This window comes from Acidovorax sp. FG60 (genome assembly GCF_057808995.1).
Window position 1 is genome coordinate 19270 of record NZ_JBMDJC010000029.1, and the last position, 20995, is coordinate 40264.

19 protein-coding genes are annotated in these 20995 nt (G+C 66.0%); 4 read left to right on the forward strand and 15 right to left on the reverse strand.

Annotated features, from left to right (window positions below):
* The first annotated feature begins 2 nt into the window (after window positions 1-2).
* Together ACODS0_RS25835 and ACODS0_RS25840 are read left to right on the forward strand one after the other, a co-directional pair.
* Window positions 3-425 carry a DUF2069 domain-containing protein gene (locus ACODS0_RS25835; RefSeq protein WP_488838025.1) on the forward strand — a complete coding sequence of 141 codons (423 nt, stop codon included), beginning with the start codon at window positions 3-5 and terminating at the stop codon, window positions 423-425.
* Window positions 426-471: 46 nt separating this feature from the next.
* Complete coding sequence (locus ACODS0_RS25840) at window positions 472-1890, forward strand: FAD-binding oxidoreductase (protein WP_488838027.1); 1419 nt, start codon at window positions 472-474, stop codon at window positions 1888-1890.
* Between the two features lie 27 nt (window positions 1891-1917).
* On the opposite strand, the gene ACODS0_RS25845 is transcribed toward ACODS0_RS25840, so the two are convergent.
* Window positions 1918-3009 carry a hypothetical protein gene (locus tag ACODS0_RS25845; protein WP_488838029.1) on the reverse strand — a complete coding sequence of 364 codons (1092 nt, stop codon included), beginning with the start codon at window positions 3007-3009 and terminating at the stop codon, window positions 1918-1920.
* A gap of 227 nt (window positions 3010-3236) precedes the next feature.
* On the opposite strand from ACODS0_RS25845, the gene ACODS0_RS25850 reads away from it, so the two are divergent.
* Window positions 3237-3704 carry a GNAT family N-acetyltransferase gene (locus ACODS0_RS25850; protein ID WP_488838031.1) on the forward strand — a complete coding sequence of 156 codons (468 nt, stop codon included), beginning with the start codon at window positions 3237-3239 and terminating at the stop codon, window positions 3702-3704.
* Window positions 3705-3889: 185 nt separating this feature from the next.
* Here ACODS0_RS25850 and ACODS0_RS25855 read toward each other — a convergent pair whose 3' ends face one another.
* The 14 genes from ACODS0_RS25855 to ACODS0_RS25920 all read right to left on the reverse strand — a co-directional run bounded on the left by ACODS0_RS25855 (window position 3890) and on the right by ACODS0_RS25920 (window position 19952).
* A complete protein-coding gene (locus ACODS0_RS25855; RefSeq protein WP_488838033.1) occupies window positions 3890-4330 on the reverse strand; it encodes a GNAT family N-acetyltransferase in 441 nt (146 codons plus the stop codon).
* 132 nt (window positions 4331-4462) lie between these two features.
* Window positions 4463-5491 carry a PfkB family carbohydrate kinase gene (locus ACODS0_RS25860; protein WP_488838035.1) on the reverse strand — a complete coding sequence of 343 codons (1029 nt, stop codon included), beginning with the start codon at window positions 5489-5491 and terminating at the stop codon, window positions 4463-4465.
* A 28-nt stretch (window positions 5492-5519) separates the two neighbouring features.
* The gene (gene xylB, locus ACODS0_RS25865) at window positions 5520-7004 is read right to left on the reverse strand and encodes a xylulokinase (RefSeq protein WP_488838037.1); all 1485 of its coding nucleotides are present in this window, start codon (window positions 7002-7004) and stop codon (window positions 5520-5522) included.
* 132 nt (window positions 7005-7136) lie between these two features.
* Window positions 7137-8072: an AraC family transcriptional regulator gene (locus ACODS0_RS25870; RefSeq protein ID WP_069105340.1), complete on the reverse strand. Its 936-nt coding sequence runs from the start codon at window positions 8070-8072 to the stop codon at window positions 7137-7139.
* A 29-nt stretch (window positions 8073-8101) separates the two neighbouring features.
* A complete protein-coding gene (gene dalD / locus ACODS0_RS25875; protein WP_488838039.1) occupies window positions 8102-9505 on the reverse strand; it encodes a D-arabinitol 4-dehydrogenase in 1404 nt (467 codons plus the stop codon).
* A 19-nt stretch (window positions 9506-9524) separates the two neighbouring features.
* Complete coding sequence (locus tag ACODS0_RS25880) at window positions 9525-10268, reverse strand: SDR family oxidoreductase (RefSeq protein ID WP_488838041.1); 744 nt, start codon at window positions 10266-10268, stop codon at window positions 9525-9527.
* Window positions 10265-11308 (reverse strand): ABC transporter ATP-binding protein, encoded by a 1044-nt coding sequence (locus tag ACODS0_RS25885; protein WP_488838042.1) that lies wholly within the window; start codon window positions 11306-11308, stop codon window positions 10265-10267. Before ACODS0_RS25885 ends, ACODS0_RS25880 begins: the two co-directional genes overlap by 4 nt.
* A gap of 46 nt (window positions 11309-11354) precedes the next feature.
* On the reverse strand, window positions 11355-12200 hold the full coding sequence (locus ACODS0_RS25890; RefSeq protein ID WP_121420576.1) for a carbohydrate ABC transporter permease: 846 nt from the start codon (window positions 12198-12200) through the stop codon (window positions 11355-11357).
* 15 nt (window positions 12201-12215) lie between these two features.
* Window positions 12216-13079, reverse strand: coding sequence for a carbohydrate ABC transporter permease (locus ACODS0_RS25895; RefSeq protein ID WP_069105336.1), 864 nt, complete (start codon window positions 13077-13079; stop codon window positions 12216-12218).
* A 146-nt stretch (window positions 13080-13225) separates the two neighbouring features.
* Window positions 13226-14557 (reverse strand): ABC transporter substrate-binding protein, encoded by a 1332-nt coding sequence (locus tag ACODS0_RS25900; protein ID WP_121420577.1) that lies wholly within the window; start codon window positions 14555-14557, stop codon window positions 13226-13228.
* 391 nt (window positions 14558-14948) lie between these two features.
* Window positions 14949-17432, reverse strand: coding sequence for a TonB-dependent siderophore receptor (locus tag ACODS0_RS25905; RefSeq protein ID WP_488838045.1), 2484 nt, complete (start codon window positions 17430-17432; stop codon window positions 14949-14951).
* 307 nt (window positions 17433-17739) lie between these two features.
* Window positions 17740-18825, reverse strand: a complete 1086-nt coding sequence (locus ACODS0_RS25910) for a FecR domain-containing protein (RefSeq protein WP_488838047.1) — start codon at window positions 18823-18825, stop codon at window positions 17740-17742.
* The gene (locus ACODS0_RS25915; protein WP_488838048.1) at window positions 18822-19334 is read right to left on the reverse strand and encodes a sigma-70 family RNA polymerase sigma factor; all 513 of its coding nucleotides are present in this window, start codon (window positions 19332-19334) and stop codon (window positions 18822-18824) included. Before ACODS0_RS25915 ends, ACODS0_RS25910 begins: the two co-directional genes overlap by 4 nt.
* Before the next feature lie 96 nt (window positions 19335-19430).
* A complete protein-coding gene (locus ACODS0_RS25920) occupies window positions 19431-19952 on the reverse strand; it encodes an Ivy family c-type lysozyme inhibitor (protein WP_488838050.1) in 522 nt (173 codons plus the stop codon).
* Window positions 19953-20063: 111 nt separating this feature from the next.
* On the opposite strand from ACODS0_RS25920, the gene ACODS0_RS25925 reads away from it, so the two are divergent.
* Complete coding sequence (locus ACODS0_RS25925) at window positions 20064-20903, forward strand: thymidylate synthase (protein WP_488838052.1); 840 nt, start codon at window positions 20064-20066, stop codon at window positions 20901-20903.
* The last annotated feature ends 92 nt before the right edge of the window (window positions 20904-20995 follow it).

Below are 20995 nucleotides of genomic sequence, written 5' to 3' on the forward strand. Positions count from 1 at the left end.
CAATGACTGCATCCCCTTCTGCCCCGCCCGCCCTCCCCGTTCCCGCAGACAGCGCTGTGGAATCCACGCGCTGGCTGGCCACCGGCAGCCTGCTGGCGCTGATTGTTCTGTGCCTGGCCTGGGAGCTGGTGCTGGCCCCGTTGCGCCCTAGTGGCTCATGGCTCGCACTCAAGGCGCTTCCGCTGTGCATCCCGCTGGCGGGCATTCTCAAGAACCGCATGTACACCTACCGCTGGGTCAGCCTGGTGATCTGGCTGTATTTCACCGAAGGCGTGGTGCGCGGCTGGAGCGACAAGCCCCCGTCGCAGTGGCTGGCCTGGGCCGAGGTGGCCCTGTGCCTCGTGTTGTTCACCGCCTGCACGCTGCATGTGCGGCTGCGCCAGCGCAATGCCAAGGCGGCTGCAGCCGCCTCTGCTGCATCCTGATGCCAACCTCCTCTTTTCATCGCCTTGAAGAAGAAACTCCTTGACCATGACCACTCTGCTTGACACCCTGCGCGCCATCGTCGGCCCCGCCCATGTGATCACCGAAGGCGACCTCACTGCCTGGGAGCAGGACTGGCGCCGTCGCGTGCGCGGCAAGGCCCTGGCCGTGGTGCGTCCCGCCAGCACGCAGGAAGTGGCGGCCGTGGTCAAGGCCTGCGCAGCAGCAGGCACCGCCATCGTGCCCCAGGGCGGCAACACTGGCCTGGCCGTGGGCTCCACGCCCGACGACTCGGGCACGCAGATCGTGCTGAGCCTCACCCGCATGAACGCGGTGCGCAGCGTGGATACCGACAACCTCACCATGACGGTGGAAGCTGGCTGCATCCTGCAGAACCTGCAGGATGTGGCGCAGAACGCGGGCGTACTGTTCCCCCTGAGCCTCGCGGCCGAGGGCAGCTGCACCATTGGCGGCAATCTGGGCACCAACGCAGGCGGCACACAGGTGGTGCGCTACGGCAACGCGCGCGACCTGTGCCTGGGGCTTGAGGTGGTCACCGCCCAGGGAGACGTGTGGGACGGCCTCAAGGGCCTGCGCAAGGACAACACGGGCTACGACCTGCGCGACCTGTTCATCGGCAGCGAAGGCACGCTGGGCATCATCACCGCTGCGACGATGAAGCTCTACCCCCAGCCCGCCGCCAACCTCACGGCCTGGGCCGCCGTGCCGTCGATGGAACACGCCGTGGCCTTGCTGGGCCTGGCGCACAAGCAGCTGGGGGCGGGCCTTACGGGCTTTGAGGTGATGGGCCAGTTTGCGCTGAGCCTGGTGGGCAAGCACATGCCGCAGCTGCGCGTGCCCTTTCTGGGCGACGACAACGCGCCCTGGTGCGTGCTGCTGGAAAACTCCGACAGCGAATCCGAAGAACACGCGCGTGCACGGTTTGAGTCGCTGCTGGAGACCGCGTTTGAAATGGGCTGCGTGACCGACGCCGTGGTGGCAGAGAACCTCACGCAGGCCCACCAGCTCTGGCACATCCGCGAGAGCATTCCGCTCGCGCAGGCCGAGGAAGGCCTGAACATCAAGCACGACATATCGGTGCAGATCTCGCGCATCCCCGCCTTTGTGGCCCACACCGACGCGGTGCTGCAGCGCGAGATCCCCGGCGTGCGCCTGGTCAACTTCGGCCACCTGGGCGACGGCAACCTGCACTACAACGTGCAGGCGCCCGCCGAGGGCGACCCCAAGGCCTTTCTGCGCGAGCACGAAGCCCATGTGAACCACCTCGTCTATGAGGCCGTGGCCGAGTTCGGCGGTTCATTCTCGGCCGAGCACGGCATTGGCGAACTCAAGGCCGACAAGCTTGAGAAGTACCAGTCGCCTGTGGCCATGGGCATGATGCGCGCCATCAAGCAGGCGCTGGACCCGCAGGGAATCATGAACCCGGGGCGGGTACTGAAGGTCTAACGCCGCACGGTCTGCGCAAACATAGGATCAGCGCGAGACGTGCAAGCCGCACACGGCCAGCAGCTCGTGCATCTGGGGCAGCAGCCCCCTGCCAAATGCGTCGGCCTCGTACGTTGCATAGCGCTCCAGGGCGCGTTGCTCAAAGTCAGGGGCGTTGACTGCAGCCGCCACCAGCAGATCGGGGTGGTAGTTCAGCAAGCGGTAGTCGCTGCGTTGGCGCAGGCCCACGAAGGGGCATTCCTCATCCGGCACGCGGTTGGCCCATCTGTCCAGATCCTCCAGGCTGTGCAACTGGTCCAGCCAGTCCAGCACGGCCCTGTCGTACAGCGCCGCCAGCTCATCCCGGCGCGTGGCAGCACTGTCAGCGGTGCCCATGGGCAACTCGTAGATCACCCCTCCCGCCTGTTTTTGGAACAGTGCCGGTGGCTCCAGATAAGTAAAGGGCAGCCTGTGCATCTGCGCGAAGTGCTGCAAGGACACCTTGAAGGCCGGCCCGCCATCGCTGTTAAGAGCGGGCTGCAGGTGGGAGGGCAATGCAAGGCGTATCCACACGCCGTGGTGCAAGGTGTCCCGCACCATGTCCGAGTACACCAGCGCCTCGCCCACAGGCAGCTTTTTCTTGAACCAGAATTCGCCCCGCAGCTTGCGCCAGCCCCGTTGGGTGAACAGGGGCTCCAGCGATTGCAGCACCCAGCGGCCGCGCGCCGAAGGCGAAGTATTCAGCTCAGGGAGCACAGGCACATCCGCCACGGCTGCAACAGATCCCATGGGGCACATCACCTGCCCCGAAGGGGTGTGCACCTCGCCGCTCTGCGGATCAAAAATCACCCACCCCAGCTGGCGGGCCACGCGCTCGATCACCGGCAGCACCACCTCCAGTTCGGCCACGGCGGGACTCAGGCTTTGCACCAGCGCAAACGGGTCTGGCTCCGGGATTTCGGTCCAGTAGTCTTCCGGCGCTCCCTCCGGGGGCAGCCCGGCTGCGATGGCCTCCAGCAACTGTCCCGCCGCAGCATCGGGGCTGAAGCTCAGTTGCTGGCGCAGGTCGTGCAGCGTGGCTCGCGCATCCTCGCTGGAAACAGGGACCGGATGGCGCCAAAGGTGCAGGACATAGCTCATGGGCGGGCAGTGGAAGGTTGGAGACGGGATGCCAACGAGCGCACATCGTAGCCACGCCCACGGCACCGCAGCCCAGGCCGTCGCGAGAACCCCACAGGGCCTTGCGTTCGCTGCTGTTGGGTGCCCGTCACGACCCCGGAGCCGTGCTTTGCGGTGCGCTGGCACTGACACCCATCCTTTTCCACCACCTGCACAATCAGGGCTCCAGCAACACCGCCAGGCCGACCATGAGTTCCACTTTGACCGTGCGCCCCGTCCAGCCCGAAGACTATGCCGCATGGCGCCCGCTCTGGGACGGCTACAACGCGTTCTACGGCCGCTTTGGCGCCACAGCGCTGCCCGAACACATCAACGCAACCACCTGGCAGCGCTTGCTGGACCCGGCAGAGCCCGTCTTCTGCCTCGTGGCGCACGACGCTGCGAGCGGCAAGATCCTCGGGCTTGCGCACTACCTTTTTCACCGCAGCACAACACGCATCGATCCCATCTGCTACCTGAGCGACCTGTACACCAACGAAGCCGCGCGGGGCCGGGGCGTGGGGCGTGCGCTCATCGACGCCGTGTACAGCGCAGCGCGGGCAGCCAAGGCATCGCGCGTGTATTGGCAAACCTACGAAACCAATACCACCGCGCGACTGCTGTACGACAAGATGGCCAAGCACCATGGGTCCATCGTCTACTCGCAGGAACTCTGATCAACGCCTGCCGGCCACGCCGAGATTTACTATGAAAACAATAGCTGATTGCGCTTACACATCAAGCGCCAGGGCCATTTTTTATTAGAATTCTCGCTTCCAACAACTGCCATAACCCTGATGGACAGGGCTCTCGGCGAGGTCGTGGCTCTGGGCATCGCGTTCCACGCGGCCGAGAGCCCCCTTCAGAACACCTTGCGCATCGGCTGTGCCTGCAGCCCGGCCCAAGACTGCACTGCACCTGCGGGTTCATAGCCATTGCGGCGGTAAAAAGCCTCCGCCGTTCGCGTGCTCTCCAGCCCGAGTGCCGCCAGCCCTGACTGCCGCGCGTGGGCCTCAGCCTCAAGCAGCAGGGCGTGGCCTACCCCCTGATGCAAGGCCTCTGGCACCACATAGCAAAGCGCCAGCGTGGCCCGCGTCAAAAGGGCAAAACCCACCATCGCCTCTTCCCGATAAGCGGCCCATGCCATCGCACCGGGTGCAGTGATCCACGCGGCCAGGTTCTCTGGGGTCTTGTTGGCCAGCCATGCGTTGAGGATGGTGGTGTCGTGGTGGTGGTCCAGGGCGCAGCAGTAGGTGATGGATTGGCGGATGACGGTGCAGGCTTCCTCCGCTGCGGACGCCACGACGGGACTGATTCGCAAAGCGGTGGGACAAGTCTGTAGAGAAACGGAGCTGTTCGTCATAGGGCGTCCGAAAATGGTTGCTCCATCGTATCTCTTGCCTCCATGCGCCACTTGCAGCGCCGACTCTGCCTGCTAGCTAACAAGCGCTGGATGCACCCGTGTCCACTCACTCGCAGCCTCCCACCCCGGCGGAACACATCCCTGCTCCATCACACACAAACTCGCGCTGGCCAGCGCATGGCGCAGTGCCTGCTGGCAGGCCCGGACGGATAGCGTTTCTACGAACTGCACAAAACTCACCACGCCTTCTGTTTGCGCCTGCCGCAGCAGATGCGCCAGCAGCCCCGCCAAAAAGCTGTCGCCCGCGCCCACGGTGTCCACCACCTGCAACGACTGCGCCTCTCTGGCAAAACGCTGCACGCCGTTCCGGTGCAGCAGCCAGGCGCCTTCCGCGCCCAGCGTGAGCGCCAGCAGATGGGCCTGTGGGTTGGCGGCCAGCAGGTGCTGTGCGCGGGCCAGGGGATCCACACCAGGCACAGCCAGATGCTCCAGGTCTTCATCGCTGGCCTTGATGATGTGGGCGTGGGCCAGCGCGGCGTGCACCGCGGTGCGGTAGGCCGCCAGGTCGGGCATGACGGAGGGGCGCAGATTGGCATCGACCACCACACAGCGGCCTGCGGCGCGCTGGGCGGCCAGCCACGGCAGGTAGATGGCAGTGTCACGCGCGTCGAGCGCCAGCGCGCCGGTGCACACCAACTGCAGCGCGGGCAAGGCGGCGCAGCTATCGCCCAGACCTGCTGCGGACACGGCGCGGTCGGCCACGCCTTCGCGGTAGAAGGCGTAGTCGGGGTGGCCATGTGCGTCGAGGTTGACCACGGCCAGTGAGGTGACCTGCAGCACGGGCTCGGGCTGTGCCAGCACCACGCCGTCAGCCACCAGTTGCGTCGCCAGTTCGCGCCCAAAACGGTCGCGCGACAGGGGGTTGAGGTACTGGGTGCCCACACCCTGTCGCGCCAGCGCGCGGCACAGGTTGTAGAGCGCGCCGCCCAGGCACGGCAGGTAGCTGCCATCGGTGCGGCGGATCAGGTCGATGAGGGCCTCGCCGGCAATGGCGGCGTGGATGGGCGCTGTGCCGATGGAAATCGTGGATGCGGAAGTCATGGACGTTTGGAAGGAAGCAGACAGTGCGTCAGAACTGCGATTGCAGCGCGGGGTACAGCGCGACAAAGCGGGCATAGCGTTCGGCCAGCTGGGCGTGTTGTGCGGGCTGTGGCATGAAGGTGGCGTCAGCGGGCAGGGGCTGGCACCAGTGGGGTTCGTCACCACCGCAGGCCATGGCCGCCAGGCGCGCGGCCCCCAGGGCGGCTGCGGCGTGCGCGCCCTGCGGGCGCTGCAGCGGGGTGCCCAACGCGCTGGCCAAGAGCTGCGCCCAGGGGTTGCTGCGGGCACCGCCACCGACCAAGGCCAGGGCTGCGTCATCCCGGCGGGCTGCACCACCCTGCCCGGCCCCGGCGGCACGCATGGCATTGAGGCCATCGAGCAGGCCAAAGCCCACGCCTTCCATCACGGCATAGGCCAGGTCCACCGCTTCGTGCTCGGCCCGCAGGCCCATGAACACTCCGGTGGCAGCCGCGTTGTTGTGGGGCGTGCGCTCGCCACTCAGGTACGGCAAAAACAGCGGCGCCTGCGCCCGGCGGGTGGTGCTGAGGACGCTGACGGCGTCAGACAGTTGCGCCTCGTCGCCACGCCCCGTGAGCCGGGTGACCCAGCCAAACGCACTCGCTGCACTGAGCATGACCGACATGTGGTGCCAGCGCTGCGGCAGCGCATGGGCAAAGGCATGCACGGCGCGCTCGGTGGCAGGCGCAAAAGCGTCCGTCACGCGAAAGACCACACCCGAGGTGCCCAGCGACACAAAGCCCTGCCCGGCAGTGCGGGCGCCCACACCCACGGCACTGGCGGCGTTGTCGCCTGCGCCAGCAGCCACGACGATGCTGTCACCGAGCCCCCAGCGGCGTGCCACATTACTGCGCAGTGTGCCGGTGGGCGCACTGCCCTCGGCCAGCGCCGGCATGTGCGAAACATCGAGCCCACAGGCTTGCAACATGGCCGGGCTCCAGGCGCGGGCCTGCACGTCCAGCCACAGCGTGCCCGATGCGTCGGACATGTCGCTCACTGCATCGCCGGTGAGCTGCAGGCGCAGCCAGTCCTTGGGCAGCAGCACGGTGCGGATCTGGTCGAACACGGCGGGCTCGTGGATGCGCAGCCACAGCAGCTTGGGCGCGGTGAAGCCGGGCATGGCGAGATTGCCGGTGATCTGGCGCGAGGTGGGCACAGCCGATTCCAGCTGCGCACATTCGGCGCTGGCACGGCCGTCGTTCCACAAGATGGCCGGGCGCAGCACCTGGCCCTGCGCGCCCAGTACCACCGCGCCGTGCATGTGGCCCGAGAGGCCGATGCCCCGCACCTGCGCCCACGCTGCGGGAGCCTGCGCGTGCAACTGCGTCACGGCAGTCTCCACGGCGGCCCACCAGTCGGCGGGGTGCTGCTCGCTCCAGGTGGGCTGGGGGCGCAGCTGGGGCACGGCGGCATCTGCCGTAGCGACCACAGTGTGCGCATCGTCCAGCAGCAGGAGCTTGACACCCGAGGTGCCTAAATCGATTCCGAGGTACATGGGTGATGGACGGATGTCAGTGATTCACAGTGAAAGCCATGGCCCGGTCTTTGCCTTTGGCGGGCTGCGTGCAGGGGTCACGCAACAAGGGCCTCCCCCCCCCCCCTCTCGGGGTGCAGATCCGGCTGGGGATCAGGAAGTCTTTCCAAACCTTCCAGCGCCCTGCTTGCGGTACTCGCTGGGCGTCATGCCCTTGATGTCCAGAAAGCGGCGGTTGAAGTTGGCCATGTTGTTGAAGCCCACGTCATATGCAATGTGGGTGATGTAGCGCTCGGTCTCCATCAGCAGCTGGCACGCGCGGTTCACGCGCACCAGGTTCACGAAGTCGGTGAAGGTATTGCCCGTGGCGCGGCGGAAGAAGCGCGAAAAGCGGCTCTCCGTCATGCCCAGCTCTTGCGCCAGGTCGGCCGCCGACAGCGGGTCGGCCAGATGGTCGGTGATGCGGCTCACGATGGCGTTGATCTGGTCGAGCTGGGTATCGTTGTCCTCGCTTTGCAGCTGCGTGCTCGACAGCAGGCGAAAGTCGGTGCAGCGCGCCAGGTCGCTCAGGAACTCACAGAAAGCGCCGAACCGGGCGAGCCCCTGGCGCGCCTTGATGCGGTGCCAATGCTCTTGCGCCTGCGCTTCCATGCCAAAGAACTCCACACCGTGGCGCGCGCGCTCCAGCAGAGGCAGCACCTCGCGCAGCTCGGGGATGGTTTCGCTGCTGGCCACCAGCGGCGCGTGCGAGAACTGGATCACCAGGTCGCGCAGCGGCACGCCGCCTTCGGGCAGGTCCATGCTGATCCAGTTGTGCGGCAGGCGCGGCCCGGTCAGCACCAGGTGGCCGGGCTGGAACTGACCGATCCAGTCCCCCACAAAGACCTTGCCCGAGGTCGCGGTGATCAGGTGCAGCTCGTACTCATCGTGGTAGTGCCAGCGCGCCAGCGGCGTGGGAAACCCGTGCGACAGGCAACGGATGAAGCCCGCCGTCTCGGGCGACTCGTAGCCCAACGCGGGCGAGCGCACATAGTCGTGCTCCAGCTCGGGCTTGGTCTGGCGCGGGGCGATGGGCGTCTTCACGGTCATGGCGGTAGTGGACTCAAATTACACCAGCATCAGGCGCCTGTCCGCTCCGCCACAAAAGCCAACACGCGGGCATAGGCTTTGCGCAGCGCGTCCAACAATTGGGGGTGGCTGGCCATCTCGCCCCACAGGGTCGTGTCGGCCGCATAGGCCGCCACGGGGTCAGCGGCATCGCAGATGGCATGGGCCACTGCAGGGTCCATGGCTTGATCCTGGTAGGCGTAGGGAATCTGCCCCGCGTGCCAGCGCTGCAGGTAGGCCAGGAACAGCGCTGGCAGCACCGCCACGCTGTCGAACGGCGCGTTGCGCGCGAGCTTGTCGCGGATAGTGGGCGCAATCATGCCGGGGATCTTGGAGAACGCATCCATGGCCACGCGCTGGTTGGTGTCGGCAATGGTGGGGTTGCCGAAGCGGTCCAGCACCACGTCGCGGTACTGCTCCAGGTTGATGGGGCATGGTTGCTCGGGCGTGTGGAGCACTGGGATCGCGTCGTCGGTGACGTAGTCGTAGGCCATCTGGCGAATGGCCGCGTCGTGTGTGCCTTCGTGGATGTACTGGTAGCCCGCCAGCGTACCCGCCCAGGCAATGCAGCTGTGGGTGGCGTTGAGCAGGCGGATCTTGGCCTCTTCATAGGCCTGCACCGACTGCACCATCTCGACACCGACCGTTTCCCACGCGGGGCGGCCTGCAATGAAGTCGTCTTCAATGACCCACTGGATAAAGCTTTCACCCATGAGTGCTGCCTTGTCATCCCAACCTGTTGCAGCCTTCACGCGCTTGGCCACTTCGGGCGTGGGGCGCGGCGTGATGCGGTCCACCATGGCGTTGGGACTCGTGGTGTTCTGCTCTACCCACTCTTTGAGTGGCGCATCGCCCAGCGCCTCGATGAACTGCAGCAGCCCGCCGCGCGAGCGGTCGCCGTTGTGGCGCAGGTTGTCGCAGTTCATCAGCGTCACGGCGCCCGCACCGGCTGCCCAGCGCGCGCGCAGGATGCTGACCAGGCCGCCGTAGATGGTGTGGCCTGCCTGGCCCGCCTTCACGGCCGCCAGGTCGGCGCGCAGGTCGGCAAACGCGGGCCAGTCGAGCTGATTCTGGGCATCCAGGTAGTAGCCCGCTTCGGTCACCGTGAAGCTGATGATGCGCGTGGCAGGGTCGGCACCCATGGCAATCAGCGGGGCCAGGTCGTCCTGGTAGGGGATCACCCGCTGGATCGACTCGATGACGGTGTAGTTGCGCTCGCCTTGGGGGGTGACGGTTTCGAGCGTGTAGCGCCCATCCTGCGCTTGCAGCGCTGCGATGGTGTCGGCCATGTCCGGGCGCAGGTTGCCGCCTGCGATGGCCCAGCCCGTGTCGCCCTGCTGGCGCAATGCGTGAACGTAAACGGCCTGGTGGGCGCGGTGGAACGAGCCCAGGCCCAGGTGCAGGATGAAATTCATGGTGCGTGACTGCGGGTTTCTAGAGATCAAAGTTCGTGGGCATCATCACGACGTCGCGGATGGTCATGCCGCGCTGGCGGGTGAGCATGAAGAGCACCACGTCGGCCACTTCGGAGGCCTCGATGAGGCTGCCGCTGGCCTTGGCCTCGGCCAGCTTTTCCGCGGGCCAGTCGGCCAGCAGCGAGGTGATGACGGGCCCGGGCGAGATGGAGCCCACACGAATGCCGTGCTTGAAGACCTGGCGGCGCACGGTCTGCACGAAGCAGTTGACCGCCCACTTGGACGAGGCGTAGACGGGCTCCCACGGCGTGGGGAAATGCGCGGCCAGCGAGCTGGTGACGATGATGTCGCCCGTGCCGCGCTCGATCATGTGGGGCAGCACGTTGTGCACGTTCTTCATCACCACGTTGACGTTCAGGTTCAGCATGCGGTCGATGGCGTCGGGGTCGGCATCCACCAGGTCGCCGCCCACATACAACCCAGCATTGGCGTGAAAGATGTCGAGTTGTCCCGCAATGGCCAGCGTGCGCGCAAGCAGGCTCGCACACTGCTTTGTGTCCAGCAAATCCAGCACCAGCGGCGACGCTTGGGCGCCGATGGCAGCGCAAGCCTTGTCCAGCGCTTTTTCATCTCGGTCGATAAGTACCACGTGCGCTCCAGCGTCGGCCATGGCCTTTGCACTGGCAAACCCGATGCCCGATGCAGCGCCGGTGACGGCGGCCACCTTGCCGTGCAATTCCCGGCCTGCGGTCACGGCGGTCATGCAGCTGCACCCGCGACAACACGGCCCGCAGGGTCGAACCAATGGGCGTGCGACGCGTCGATGTCCAGGCTCACCGCATCGCCGGCGCGCAGGCCTGTGCGGTCGTTCTGGCGCGCCACAAACTGCGCGCCGCTGGGCGTGCTCACGTAGATCAACGTCTCGGCGCCCAGTGCTTCCACCAGGTCCACCTGTCCCGGTACCGGCGTCGCGCCGGTGTTGCGCACAGTGATGTTCTCGGGTCGCAGGCCGATGGCGCCGCCGTCGGCCCCGGCGGGTGCCTGCTGTTGTACAGGCGATGGCAGTTGCGGCAGGGGCACCACATTCATCTGCGGCGTGCCGATGAACTGGGCCACGAACTGGTTGGCAGGCTTGTCGTACAGCTCCAGGGGCGTGCCCACCTGCTCGATGACGCCGTCGCGCAGCACCACCACGCGGTCGGCCAGCGTCATGGCCTCGACCTGGTCGTGCGTCACGTAGATGGTGGTGGCCCCGAGGTCGCGGTGCAGCTTGGCGATCTCCACCCGGGTCTGGCCGCGCAGCGCCGCGTCAAGGTTGGACAGTGGCTCGTCAAACAGGAACACCTTGGGCGCGCGCACGATGGCGCGGCCGATGGCCACGCGCTGGCGCTGCCCACCCGACAGCTCCTTGGGCGTGCGCTGCAGGTACTGCGTGAGGTTGAGAATGCGCGCGGCGTTCTGCACCTTCTCGTCGATCACCTGCTTGTCCACCTTGGCGAGCTTGAGCGCAAAGCTCATGTTCTCGTACACGCTCATGTGCGGGTACAGCGCATAGCTCTGGAACACCATCGCCAAGTCGCGCTTGCTCGAGGGCTGGTCGGTGATGTCGCGGCCGTCCAGCATCAGGGTGCCGCCGTCGATATTTTCGAGCCCCGCAATCAGCCGCAGCAGCGTGGACTTGCCGCAGCCCGAGGGGCCGACGAAGACGATGAACTCGCCTTGCTGGATGGTGAGGTCGATGCCCTTGATGGCGCGATGCTCACCAAAGAATTTCTCGATGCCGCGCAGTTGAAGGTAGGCCATGGAATCGGGTTCCTGAAATCTTGAAAACTGGGAGGAAAACTACGGCTTACTTGACCGCACCAAACGTCAGGCCCTGCACCAGCTGCTTCTGGCTGAACCAGCCGAACACCACGATGGGAGCAATGGCCATCAGCGAAGCCGCAGACAACTTGGCCCAGAACAGGCCCTCAGGGCTGGAGTACGACGCGATCAGCGTAGCCAGCGTGCCGGCCTTGGCGGCGCTGAGGTTCAGACTCCAGAAGGCCTCGTTCCATGACAGCACCAGGCACAAGAGGCCGGTGGACGCGAGGCCGCCCATGCCCAGCGGCAGCAGCACCAGGCGCACCTCCTGCCACAGCGTGGCGCCGTCCATGCGCGCGGCTTCCAGAATCTCGCGCGGGATGTCCTTGAAGTGCGAATACAGCATCCAGACCATGATGGGCAGGTTGGACAGCGCGAACACGATGATGAGCGCAAGCTGCGTATCGAGCAGGTGGCTCTTTTGCGCCAGCACGTAGATGGGTACCAGCGCGCCCACGGCGGGCATCATCTTGGTCGAGAGCATCCACATGAGGATGTCCTTGGTGTACTTGCCCTTGAAGAAGGCCATGGCGTAGGCCGCAGGCGCAGCCAGCATCAGCCCCACCAGGGTAGAGACCACGCTGGTGATGACCGAATTCTTGGCGTACAGCAGGTAGTCGCTGCGCTCCTGCACCTCGTGAAAGTTCTCGAGCGTGGGGATAAAGAACAGCTGCGGCGGCACGGCGATGGCCTGCAACTCGGTCTTGAACGCAGTGAGGAACAGCCAACCCAGCGGAAAGAACAGCAGCAGGGCCACGCCCCAGGCGGCCACGGTGCGCAAAGCCAGCAGGCCCAGCGGGTAGTTGGAGCGGCGTCGTTTTGTCGTTGTCATGAGCGTTGCCCCGTCTTACTTGTCAAGGTTCTTGCCGACCATGCGGATCAGAAACACCGCCGCGATATTGGCCAGCAACACTGCGAACAGCGCCCCGGCCGAGGCCACGCCCGCGTCGAAGTTGAGCAGTGCCTGCTTGAAGATCAGGAAGGTGACGTTGGTGCTCGCATCGCCCGGCCCGCCACCCGTGGTGGTGTAGATCTCGGCAAAGATGCTGAGCAAAAAGATGAGTTCGATCATCACCACCACCGCCACCGAGCGCGCCAGGTGTGGCACATACAGGTAGCGCAGCTGCTGCAGGTAGTTGGCGCCGTCCATGCGCGATGCTTCGAGCTGCTCGTGGTTCATGCTCTGCAATGCGGTCATGAAGATCAGCGTGGCAAACGGCAGCCACTGCCATGACACCATGACGATCACCGAGAACAGCGGGTGGTCGGTAAGCCAGTCCACCGGCTGTGCGCCAAAGAACATCCACACCTGGGCGAGCACGCCGTAGATGGGGTTCATCATCATGTTCTTCCACATCAGCGCGTTCACCGTGGGCATGACGAAGAACGGCGAAATCAGCAGCACCCGCACGATGCCACGGCCCGCAAACGGCTCGTTGATGAGCAGCGCAATCGCAATGCCGAACACCACCGTGATGAGAATCACACTACCCAGCAGCAAGATGGTGTTGACCACCGCCGTGCCGAACGAGGGGTCGGTGACGAAATACTCAAAGTTCTCCAGCCCGGCAAAGCCGGTCTGGTCCGGCTGCATGAGGTTGTAGCGGATGAGCGAGAAGTAGATCGTCATCACCAGCGGCACGATCATCCACAGGAAGAGCGTGGCCATGGCAGGCGTGAGTAGCAGGCGAGGGAGCAGGCGGCGGTTCATGGAAGCCTCAGAAAATAGTCCAGCAAAAATAGGCGTTCAGTCGGCGACGCGAGTGGGCCGAGTCGGGGTTGCTGTACCGGGGCCGCACGTTTGTACGGCGAGGAATACAGGCCCCGGATCGGCCCGTGCAGTAGCCGAATGAATGCCTATTTGTAGTAGCCGGCCTTTTTCATTTCGCGGTCAGCCGACACCTGGCTGGCCTTGAGCGCGGCGTCCACCGTCGTCTTGCCCGCCAGTGCTGCGCTCATCTGCTGACCCACCGCGATGCCGATGGCCTGGAACTCAGGAATGGCCGCGAACTGCACACCCACGTACGGGCTCTTCGGCAGGGTCGAATCCGTCGGGTTGGCCGAGTCGATGGCCGTCTTCTCTGCGGCCGCAAAGCGCGCTGCCTTCTGGAACTCCGGCGCCGCATACGTGCTCTTGCGCGTGCCGGTGGGCACGTTGGCCCATCCGTTGGTCTTGGCCACCAGCTGGATGTAGTCCTTGCTGGTGGACCAGGTGATGAACTTCTGCGCGGCGTCGACCTTTTTGGAACCGGCCGGGATGGCCAGATTCCACGACCACAGCCAGTTGGCGCCCTTGGGCGTGTTCATGGTGGGCGCCTGGGCAAAGGCCATCTGGTCGGCCACCTTGGACTGCTTGGGGTCCGCCACGAACGATGCCGCGATGGTGGCATCCACCCACATGCCGCACTTGCCCGAGTTGGTCAGCGCCAGGATCTCGTTGAAGCTGTTGGCGGCAGAGCCGGGCGGGCCGTAGTTCTTGAGCAGGTCCACGTAGAAGTTGATCGCGTCCTTCCAGGGCTTGGACTCGAGCTGCGGCTTCCACTGCATGTCGAACCACTGGCCACCAAAGGTGTTGACCAGCGTGGTCAAGAAAGCCATGTTGTCGCCCCAGCCCGGCTTGCCGCGCAGGCAGATGCCGTACACCCCGTTCTTGGGGTCGTGCATCTTGGCGGCCAGGTCCTTGATCTGCGGCCAGGTGGGACGCTCGGGAACCTGCACGCCCGCCTTGTCGGCCAGGTCCTTGCGGTACATGAGCATCGAGCTTTCGCCGTAGAACGGCGCAGCGAACAGCTTGCCGTCGATGGACAGGCCGTTGCGCACGGCGGGCAGCAGGTCGTCCACGTCGTACGCAGCGTCGGTTTTCAGCTCCTGCAGCCAGCCCTTCTTGCCCCAGATGGGCGCCTCGTACATGCCGATCGTCATCACGTCGAACTGGCCGCCCTTGGTGGCGATGTCGGTGGTCACGCGCTGGCGCAGCACGCCTTCTTCCAGCGTGACCCACTTGAGCTTGATGTCGGGGTTGGCCTGCTCGAAGTTTTTGCTGAGCTTTTGCATCTCGATCATGTGGCCGTTGTTCACGGTGGCAATGACCAGCTCGGTCTGCGCGCTGGCGGCGCCGCACAGCGACAGGGCCAGTGCAGCGGCCAGGGCGAGGCGCTGAGGAGCAAAAACACGGGGGGAATGTGGCATCGGAATGTCTCCTTCGTAATTGGTATGGGATCGACCGTTCAACGCCAGTGCAGGCATACGGCATTGACGAACTGAACGATACCGATGCTGCAATGCTCGATTGGTACTCCAGATGCCTCCACAAATACTAATTTGCACCAGATACTCAGGATTTATACCTAGAGGTGTCAAAAGGGTATCTAACCGACCAGGAAAAGAGGGGCCGGACCCCCAGCACGGTTGAAGTCGCGGATGCCCCAAATCACTATCAAATCAATAGCTTTTGGCGCTTATCTATCAAGCGGTAGAGGCCAATTTAATCCATATTTCGTGCACCAAGGCCCACCGGGGAAGACACCACTACCCCCTCCTCCATCCATTTGTCCGTCCGCCCACGGCAGCACTGCTCCCGTCAGAAATCCACCGTGGCAGAGAGAGTCACCGTGCGAGGACTTCCCACATACAGCCAGTTGCCGGAGCCGCTGGACCAGTAGTTGCGGTTGAACAGGTTGTCCACGCCCGCGCGCAGCACCAGCGGCCGGCTCCACGCCTGGGTCTTGTAGCGGGCACCGATGTCCCAGCGCGTCCAGCCCGGAATGCGCCGTAGGTTGGCGGCGTCCACATGCTGCGCGCTGCTGGAGATCATGCGGGCCGACAGCGTCAGTCCTGGAACGGCAGCCACGTCGTGGTCGCTGCCCAGGTTGAGCTGCCAGCGCGACACATTGGGTGCGGCGTTGCCGTTGTAGGTGCCGCCTTCGGTTTTGGTCAGCCGGGCATCGTTGAAGGTCACGCCGCCCAGCAGGCGCGTGCCCCGGGCCACCTCGCCGAAGACATTGAGTTCAACGCCGCGGTTGCGCTGCTCTGCACCGACCTGGTAGGTGAACGTGCCATCGCCGTTGGACGCCACCAGCCCGCTCGGCTTCTGGATGTGGAACAGGCTCGCTGTGGTGCTGAAGCGGCCCCAATCGGCCTTCACGCCCACCTCCCGCTGCTTCGTCCGGACCGGCGGAAACACCTGCCCGGCGTTGGTAGTGCCCAGCGGCGCTGAATCGCCCTGGACCAGCCCTTCGATGTAATTGCCGTAGAGCGATACGTGCGGCTGTAGCTTGAACACCGCCGCCAGCGCCGGCGTTACCGCGTGCTCGTCGTACGCGGTGCTGCCGGCCCCGATGGTGGTGTCGTACTTGACGACCTTCACGCGCTGGTAGCGGGCACCCAGGGTGACGGCCAGGCGGTCTTGCCACAGCGAGACGGTGTCTGACAGCGCCACAGACGGCAACTGCAAGGAATCGGTCTGTGGCGGCCGCGATGAGAAACCTTCGATGGACGGACGCGCGGTGGCCGCGGGCGCATACATGTTCGTGGCGAAGCTGTCGAAGCCGTAGTACTGCGCCGTGAAGCCGCTGTCCTTCTTCAGGTACGACGCATGCAGGTGGATGCGATGCGTGAGTTCGCCGGCACGCACCGTGCCTTGCAGGCCGCCTTGCACGGTGCGGTAGTTCGTCCAGTTGGGCCAGAAGTACGTGGTGGCCTGCGCATCGCCCTGCACGCTGGTCACGAACACGTCGGTGGCGAGGTAGCGAGACCGCGTGTGGCTGCCACCCGCGGCTGCAGAGAGCGTCCAGTCGGGGGTGAGGTCGTACTCGGCTTTGGCCAGAAGGTAGTTGCTCTGCGACCTGGCGAACTCCCAGTCCTGCGCGATGCGTTGGCTGGCCCGGGGCGGCCTGGGGATGGCAATGGCGTCGTCGATGCCAAAGCCCGCGGCGCCTTGCGGCGCTTCGTTGTTCATCGTCTGGTGGCCAGCATCTACCGAGGCCCGCAACTGGCTGCCCCGGTAGTCCACGGCCAGCGCCGCAGCCCCCAGCTCGACGGACTGGCCCTGGGTGGCGGTCTTCCCGTCACGGTAGACGCCGTTGAAGCGCACACCCCACTGGTGGTCGTCGCCGAACCGGCGGCCCACGTCCAGGTGGCCGCCCAGGTTGCCCTTGGACAGGTAAGTGGTGGTCAGGCGGGTCAGCGGCACATCGCCCGCCCGCTTGGGCACCAGGTTGATGGCGCCGCCCACCGCGCCGCCCGCCCCAGGCGCCATGCCGTTGAGCAGCGCGTTGGGGCCCTTGAGCACCTCGACGCGCTCGGCCGCTTCGACCGCCACGGCACGGTTGGTGGCGATGCCGCCGATCCCGTCGAACAGCACCGAGTCCTGCACCGAGAAGCCGCGGATCAGAAAGATGTCGCCCCCCGCAGCAGCGTTCGTCAGGCTGTAGGACACCGTGCGCACGGACGGGTCGTTGGCCAGCACATCGGCCACGGTGATCGCCTGCTGGTCCTGCATGAGTTCGGCCGTATAGCTGGTGATGTGAAACGGCGTGTCCATCAGGCTCTGCGGACCCAGCATGCCGACCCGGCTGCCCGTGGCGACCTGGCCGCCGGCATAGGCGGGCGGCAAATCGCCGGGCGCTGCCTCGGCGCTGGCCGTCACGGTGACCGCGCCCAGGGTGGCGGCATCGCTGAGCCGGGGTGCCTGCGCTGCAGGGCGCGAGGCCTCACGCAGCGTGAAGACGCCGCCCGTGGCCTGCCGCAGCTCCAGCCCCGAACCCGCCAGCGCGCGGCGCAGTGCCTCGGGGGCATCGAAGCGGCCCCGTACAGGCGCCGCGTTGCGGCCTTCCACCAACTGCGCATCGGCGGTGAGGGCCAGGCCTGCGTCGCGCGCGATGCGGTTCAGGGCAGCCCCCAATGGCCCGGCGGGCAGGTCGTAGTCGCGCACCGCCGCAGCGCTGGCCGTGGCCGCGGGGGTCTCTTCCGTGGCTGGCTGTGCAGCCACCGCAGAGGCCGCCAGCGCGAGCAGCAGCGCCGCAGCGCAGGGGTTCAGCGGAAAGGGGAGAACAGCAGAGGGCATGGGTCAGGCTCCGAAACGGGTCACGTCAGAAAAGAGGGGCAACCGCGCGGATGCACGGTCTCTGTCTGATTGCCGAACGGGTGCCGAAAAGTGAGAGGGGGCCGGGGCAATTTCTTTTTCGGGCCGGCATCGTTGGTGGATGGGGTGCCAGCTGGCAGCGGCGCTCTGGGTTGATCTGCTTCGGCGGGTTGATCTGGGTTGAACTGAATGGAACCGTCGATCAGCCGCACCAAGTCACTCATCTTTTTATAGCTGCCAGTGCTTACCCATCAAGCGGTAGCGGCCGATTTTCTTCACATTTTCATCCTCAGGGCGCAGCACGCGGCTTGAGCATGACCCACCAGCGCGTGGTCCAGACCACCTCCACCGGCACGGCCGCAGTCAGCGCCAACAGGGCCTGGTCGGTATCCGCCAGGGGCAGCGTGCCCGTCACGCGCAACCCGGCCACACGGGGGTCGACACCCAGGTGGCCGACCCGGTGCCGCGCCAGCATGGCCACCACCTCGCCCAAGGGTTGGTTGTCCACGACCAGCATGCCGTCCTTCCAGGCGTCGGCATCGGGCGGGGCCGCCCACGGGTCCACCCGCCCGCCCTCCAGCCGTGCGCCCTGCCCGGCCGACACGATGCGCTCGGCACTGCACGGCTCGGACGCTGCTGCCGCACAGTTCGCCGGGCGGGCCGCAACGGCCGACTGGGTGACGGCAACCTCGGTGGCGGGCGCGCCGCTGCCCTGCGCCCCATCGCTGCTAGCAGCGGGCGCCTTTGGCCAGCGGCGCACGGTGAAGCGGGTGCCCAGGGCGCGCAGGCTGCCGTCCTCGGTCAGCACGACGAACGGGCGCCGCTCGGCCGGGTCGGCATGGCTGGTTTCCACGGCCACCTCACCCGCGCGCAGGTGGATGGCGCGCTGGTCTTGGCTGAACACGACATCCACGGCACTGCGGGTGTTCAGGTGCAGCACGGTCTGGTCGGACAGCACGATGGTGCGGCGCTCGCCGGTGGCGGTGCGGTGGTCGGCCAGCAGTTGGTCCACGGGCTGGTAGCGGTCCAGCACCAGCACCCCGCAGGCCACCGCCAATGCCAGGCCCAGCACGGCGCCCGCCACACGGGCAGGACGGCGCCGGCGCGGTGGCAGCAGCAACGCTGCGCGTGCTCCGGGACCTGCGGCGGCGCGGGCCAAGTGATGGTCGATGTCGCCCAGCTGGCGCCAGGCGCGGGCATGGTCGGGGTGTGCGGCCACCCAGTCGGCCAGGGCTTGGGCGTCCGCCGGCGAGATGGCGCCCTCTCCCTGGCGCAGTTGCCAGCCGATGGCGGCCTCCAGCACGGCAGGCGGCACGGGGTGGTCGTCGCCTGCACCGCCAGGTGGGCCGCCCGTGGTCCAACCCGCACTGCTCACGCCGCGCCGCCAAAACGCAGGTGGTAGGCGTGGCGCATTGCGTTGGCCAGGTATTGGCGCACGCGGGGCACCGACACCTGCAGTCGCTCGGCAATCTCTGCATGCGTGAGGCCATCGAGCCGGTTCATGAGCCACGCTGCGCGCGTCTTGGGCGTCAGGCCCTGCAGCAATGCATCGACCGCGTGGAGCATCTGCACGGCGGCCAGGCGCTCTTCGGGGGATGGCTGCAGCACCTCGGGCTGCAGGGCCAGGTCTGTCAGGTAGGCGCGTTCCAGCTCACCCCGGCGCCAGAAGTCCACCAGCAGCCCGCGTGCCACCGTGGTCAGGTAGGCGCGCGGCTCGCGCATCGCGTCGGGGGCGATGGCGGTCGGCCGTGCGAGCAGGCGCACGAAAGTGTCCTGCGCCAGGTCGGCCGCATCGTCGGCACAACCGAGCCGCCGGCGCAGCCAGGACTGCAGCCATCCGTGGTGGTGGCTGTAGAGCGCGTGCAGGGGATGAGCGGCAGACATGGCGTGACGGCCTTTTTGAGAATGATTCTCGATTATAGAAACACATTCCCGCCCAGATCCTGGGCACGCCACCACGCGGACAGGTCGGCTGCGCGCTCAGCGCCGCGCGTTTTCCATCATCGTGGCAACGTGGGCCGGCAGGGTCTTCGGGGTCCCCAAGTCCTGCACGTCCCATTCCTCCCCGCCGGTCAGCAGCCATACGCGTACCGTGTCGGTGGCGGCGTGGATCACGATGGCGGCGGCCGCCGTGTCGCCTGCGTCCGGCCGGTTGCCGGTGATGTAGAGCATGGAGCCGTCTTGCCGCAGCGGCCCACTCACCTGCAGGTTGTCCAGCAGCACGTTGTAGTTGGCGAGACCGAGCAGCCCACGCAGCCGCTCGGCCAGCGGGCCGGCACGCAGGAAGTCTGAGCCCCCGACCGGATAGTTGCCTACCTGGGTTTGCAGGTTCCCCCAGGGATTGGCGGGCGCGGCAGGTACGTCGTTGAGCACAGGACGCGCGACCTTGCGCGGCGCAGTGGGCGCGGTGGGTACCGTACCCAAGCAACCCGGCAGCAGCACCGCCAACGCAAGAGCGGCCAGCACGGCGCGTGACAAAGGGGCTGGAGAGACAGGGCGCATGATCGGGGGCTTCTTTCTAGAAAGGGCAGCTGGGCGAAAAGGTCTGCGAGCTTAGCCGGTTCCTGCCGGCAGCCGCGCCCCTAAAATCGCGTCTTTCGCCTTCCAACCGCCATGACAGAACACGCCCGCCCCGTCCGCTCACAATACGAAGACTTCATGCGCCACGTGTTCACCCATGGCGTGGACAAGTCGGACCGCACGGGCACCGGCACCAAGAGCGTGTTCGGCCACCAGATGCGGTTTGATTTGAAAGAAGGCTTCCCGCTGGTCACCACGAAGAAGGTGCACCTCAAATCCATCATCCAGGAGTTGCTGTGGTTCCTCACGGGGTCGAGCAACAACAACTGGCTCAAGGAGCGCGGCGTGACCATCTGGGACGAATGGGCACGAGAGGACGGCGACCTGGGCCCGGTGTACGGCGTGCAATGGCGCAGCTGGCCCACGCCGGACGGCGGCCACATCGACCAGATCAGCGACGTGATCAATACGCTCAAAACGAATCCCGACTCGCGCCGCATCATCGTGAGCGCCTGGAACGTGGCCGAGCTGCACAAGATGGCGCTCATGCCCTGCCATGCGTTCTTCCAGTTCTACGTGGCCCCGGCGCAAGAACCCGGCGGGCGCGGCACGCTGAGCTGCCAGCTGTACCAGCGCAGCGCAGACATCTTCCTCGGAGTGCCGTTCAACATCGCCAGCTATGCACTGCTGACCCACATGGTGGCCCAGCAGTGCGACCTGGACGTGGGCGACTTCATCTGGACCGGCGGCGACTGCCACATCTACAGCAACCACCACGAGCAGGTGCAAACCCAACTGGCGCGCGCGCCCTACCCGTACCCCGTGCTGAACATCAAGCGCAAGCCCGACAGCATCTTCGACTACCAGTACGAAGACTTTGAAGTGGTGGACTACCAGTGCCACCCTGCCATCAAGGCACCTGTGGCGGTGTAGCCGTAACCGGCACCCTCCCTCCAACCTGCTCCCGCAGACAAACGCAGCAGCGCTTGCCTGGCGTCCATTCATCCACCACAACAACTCCAACG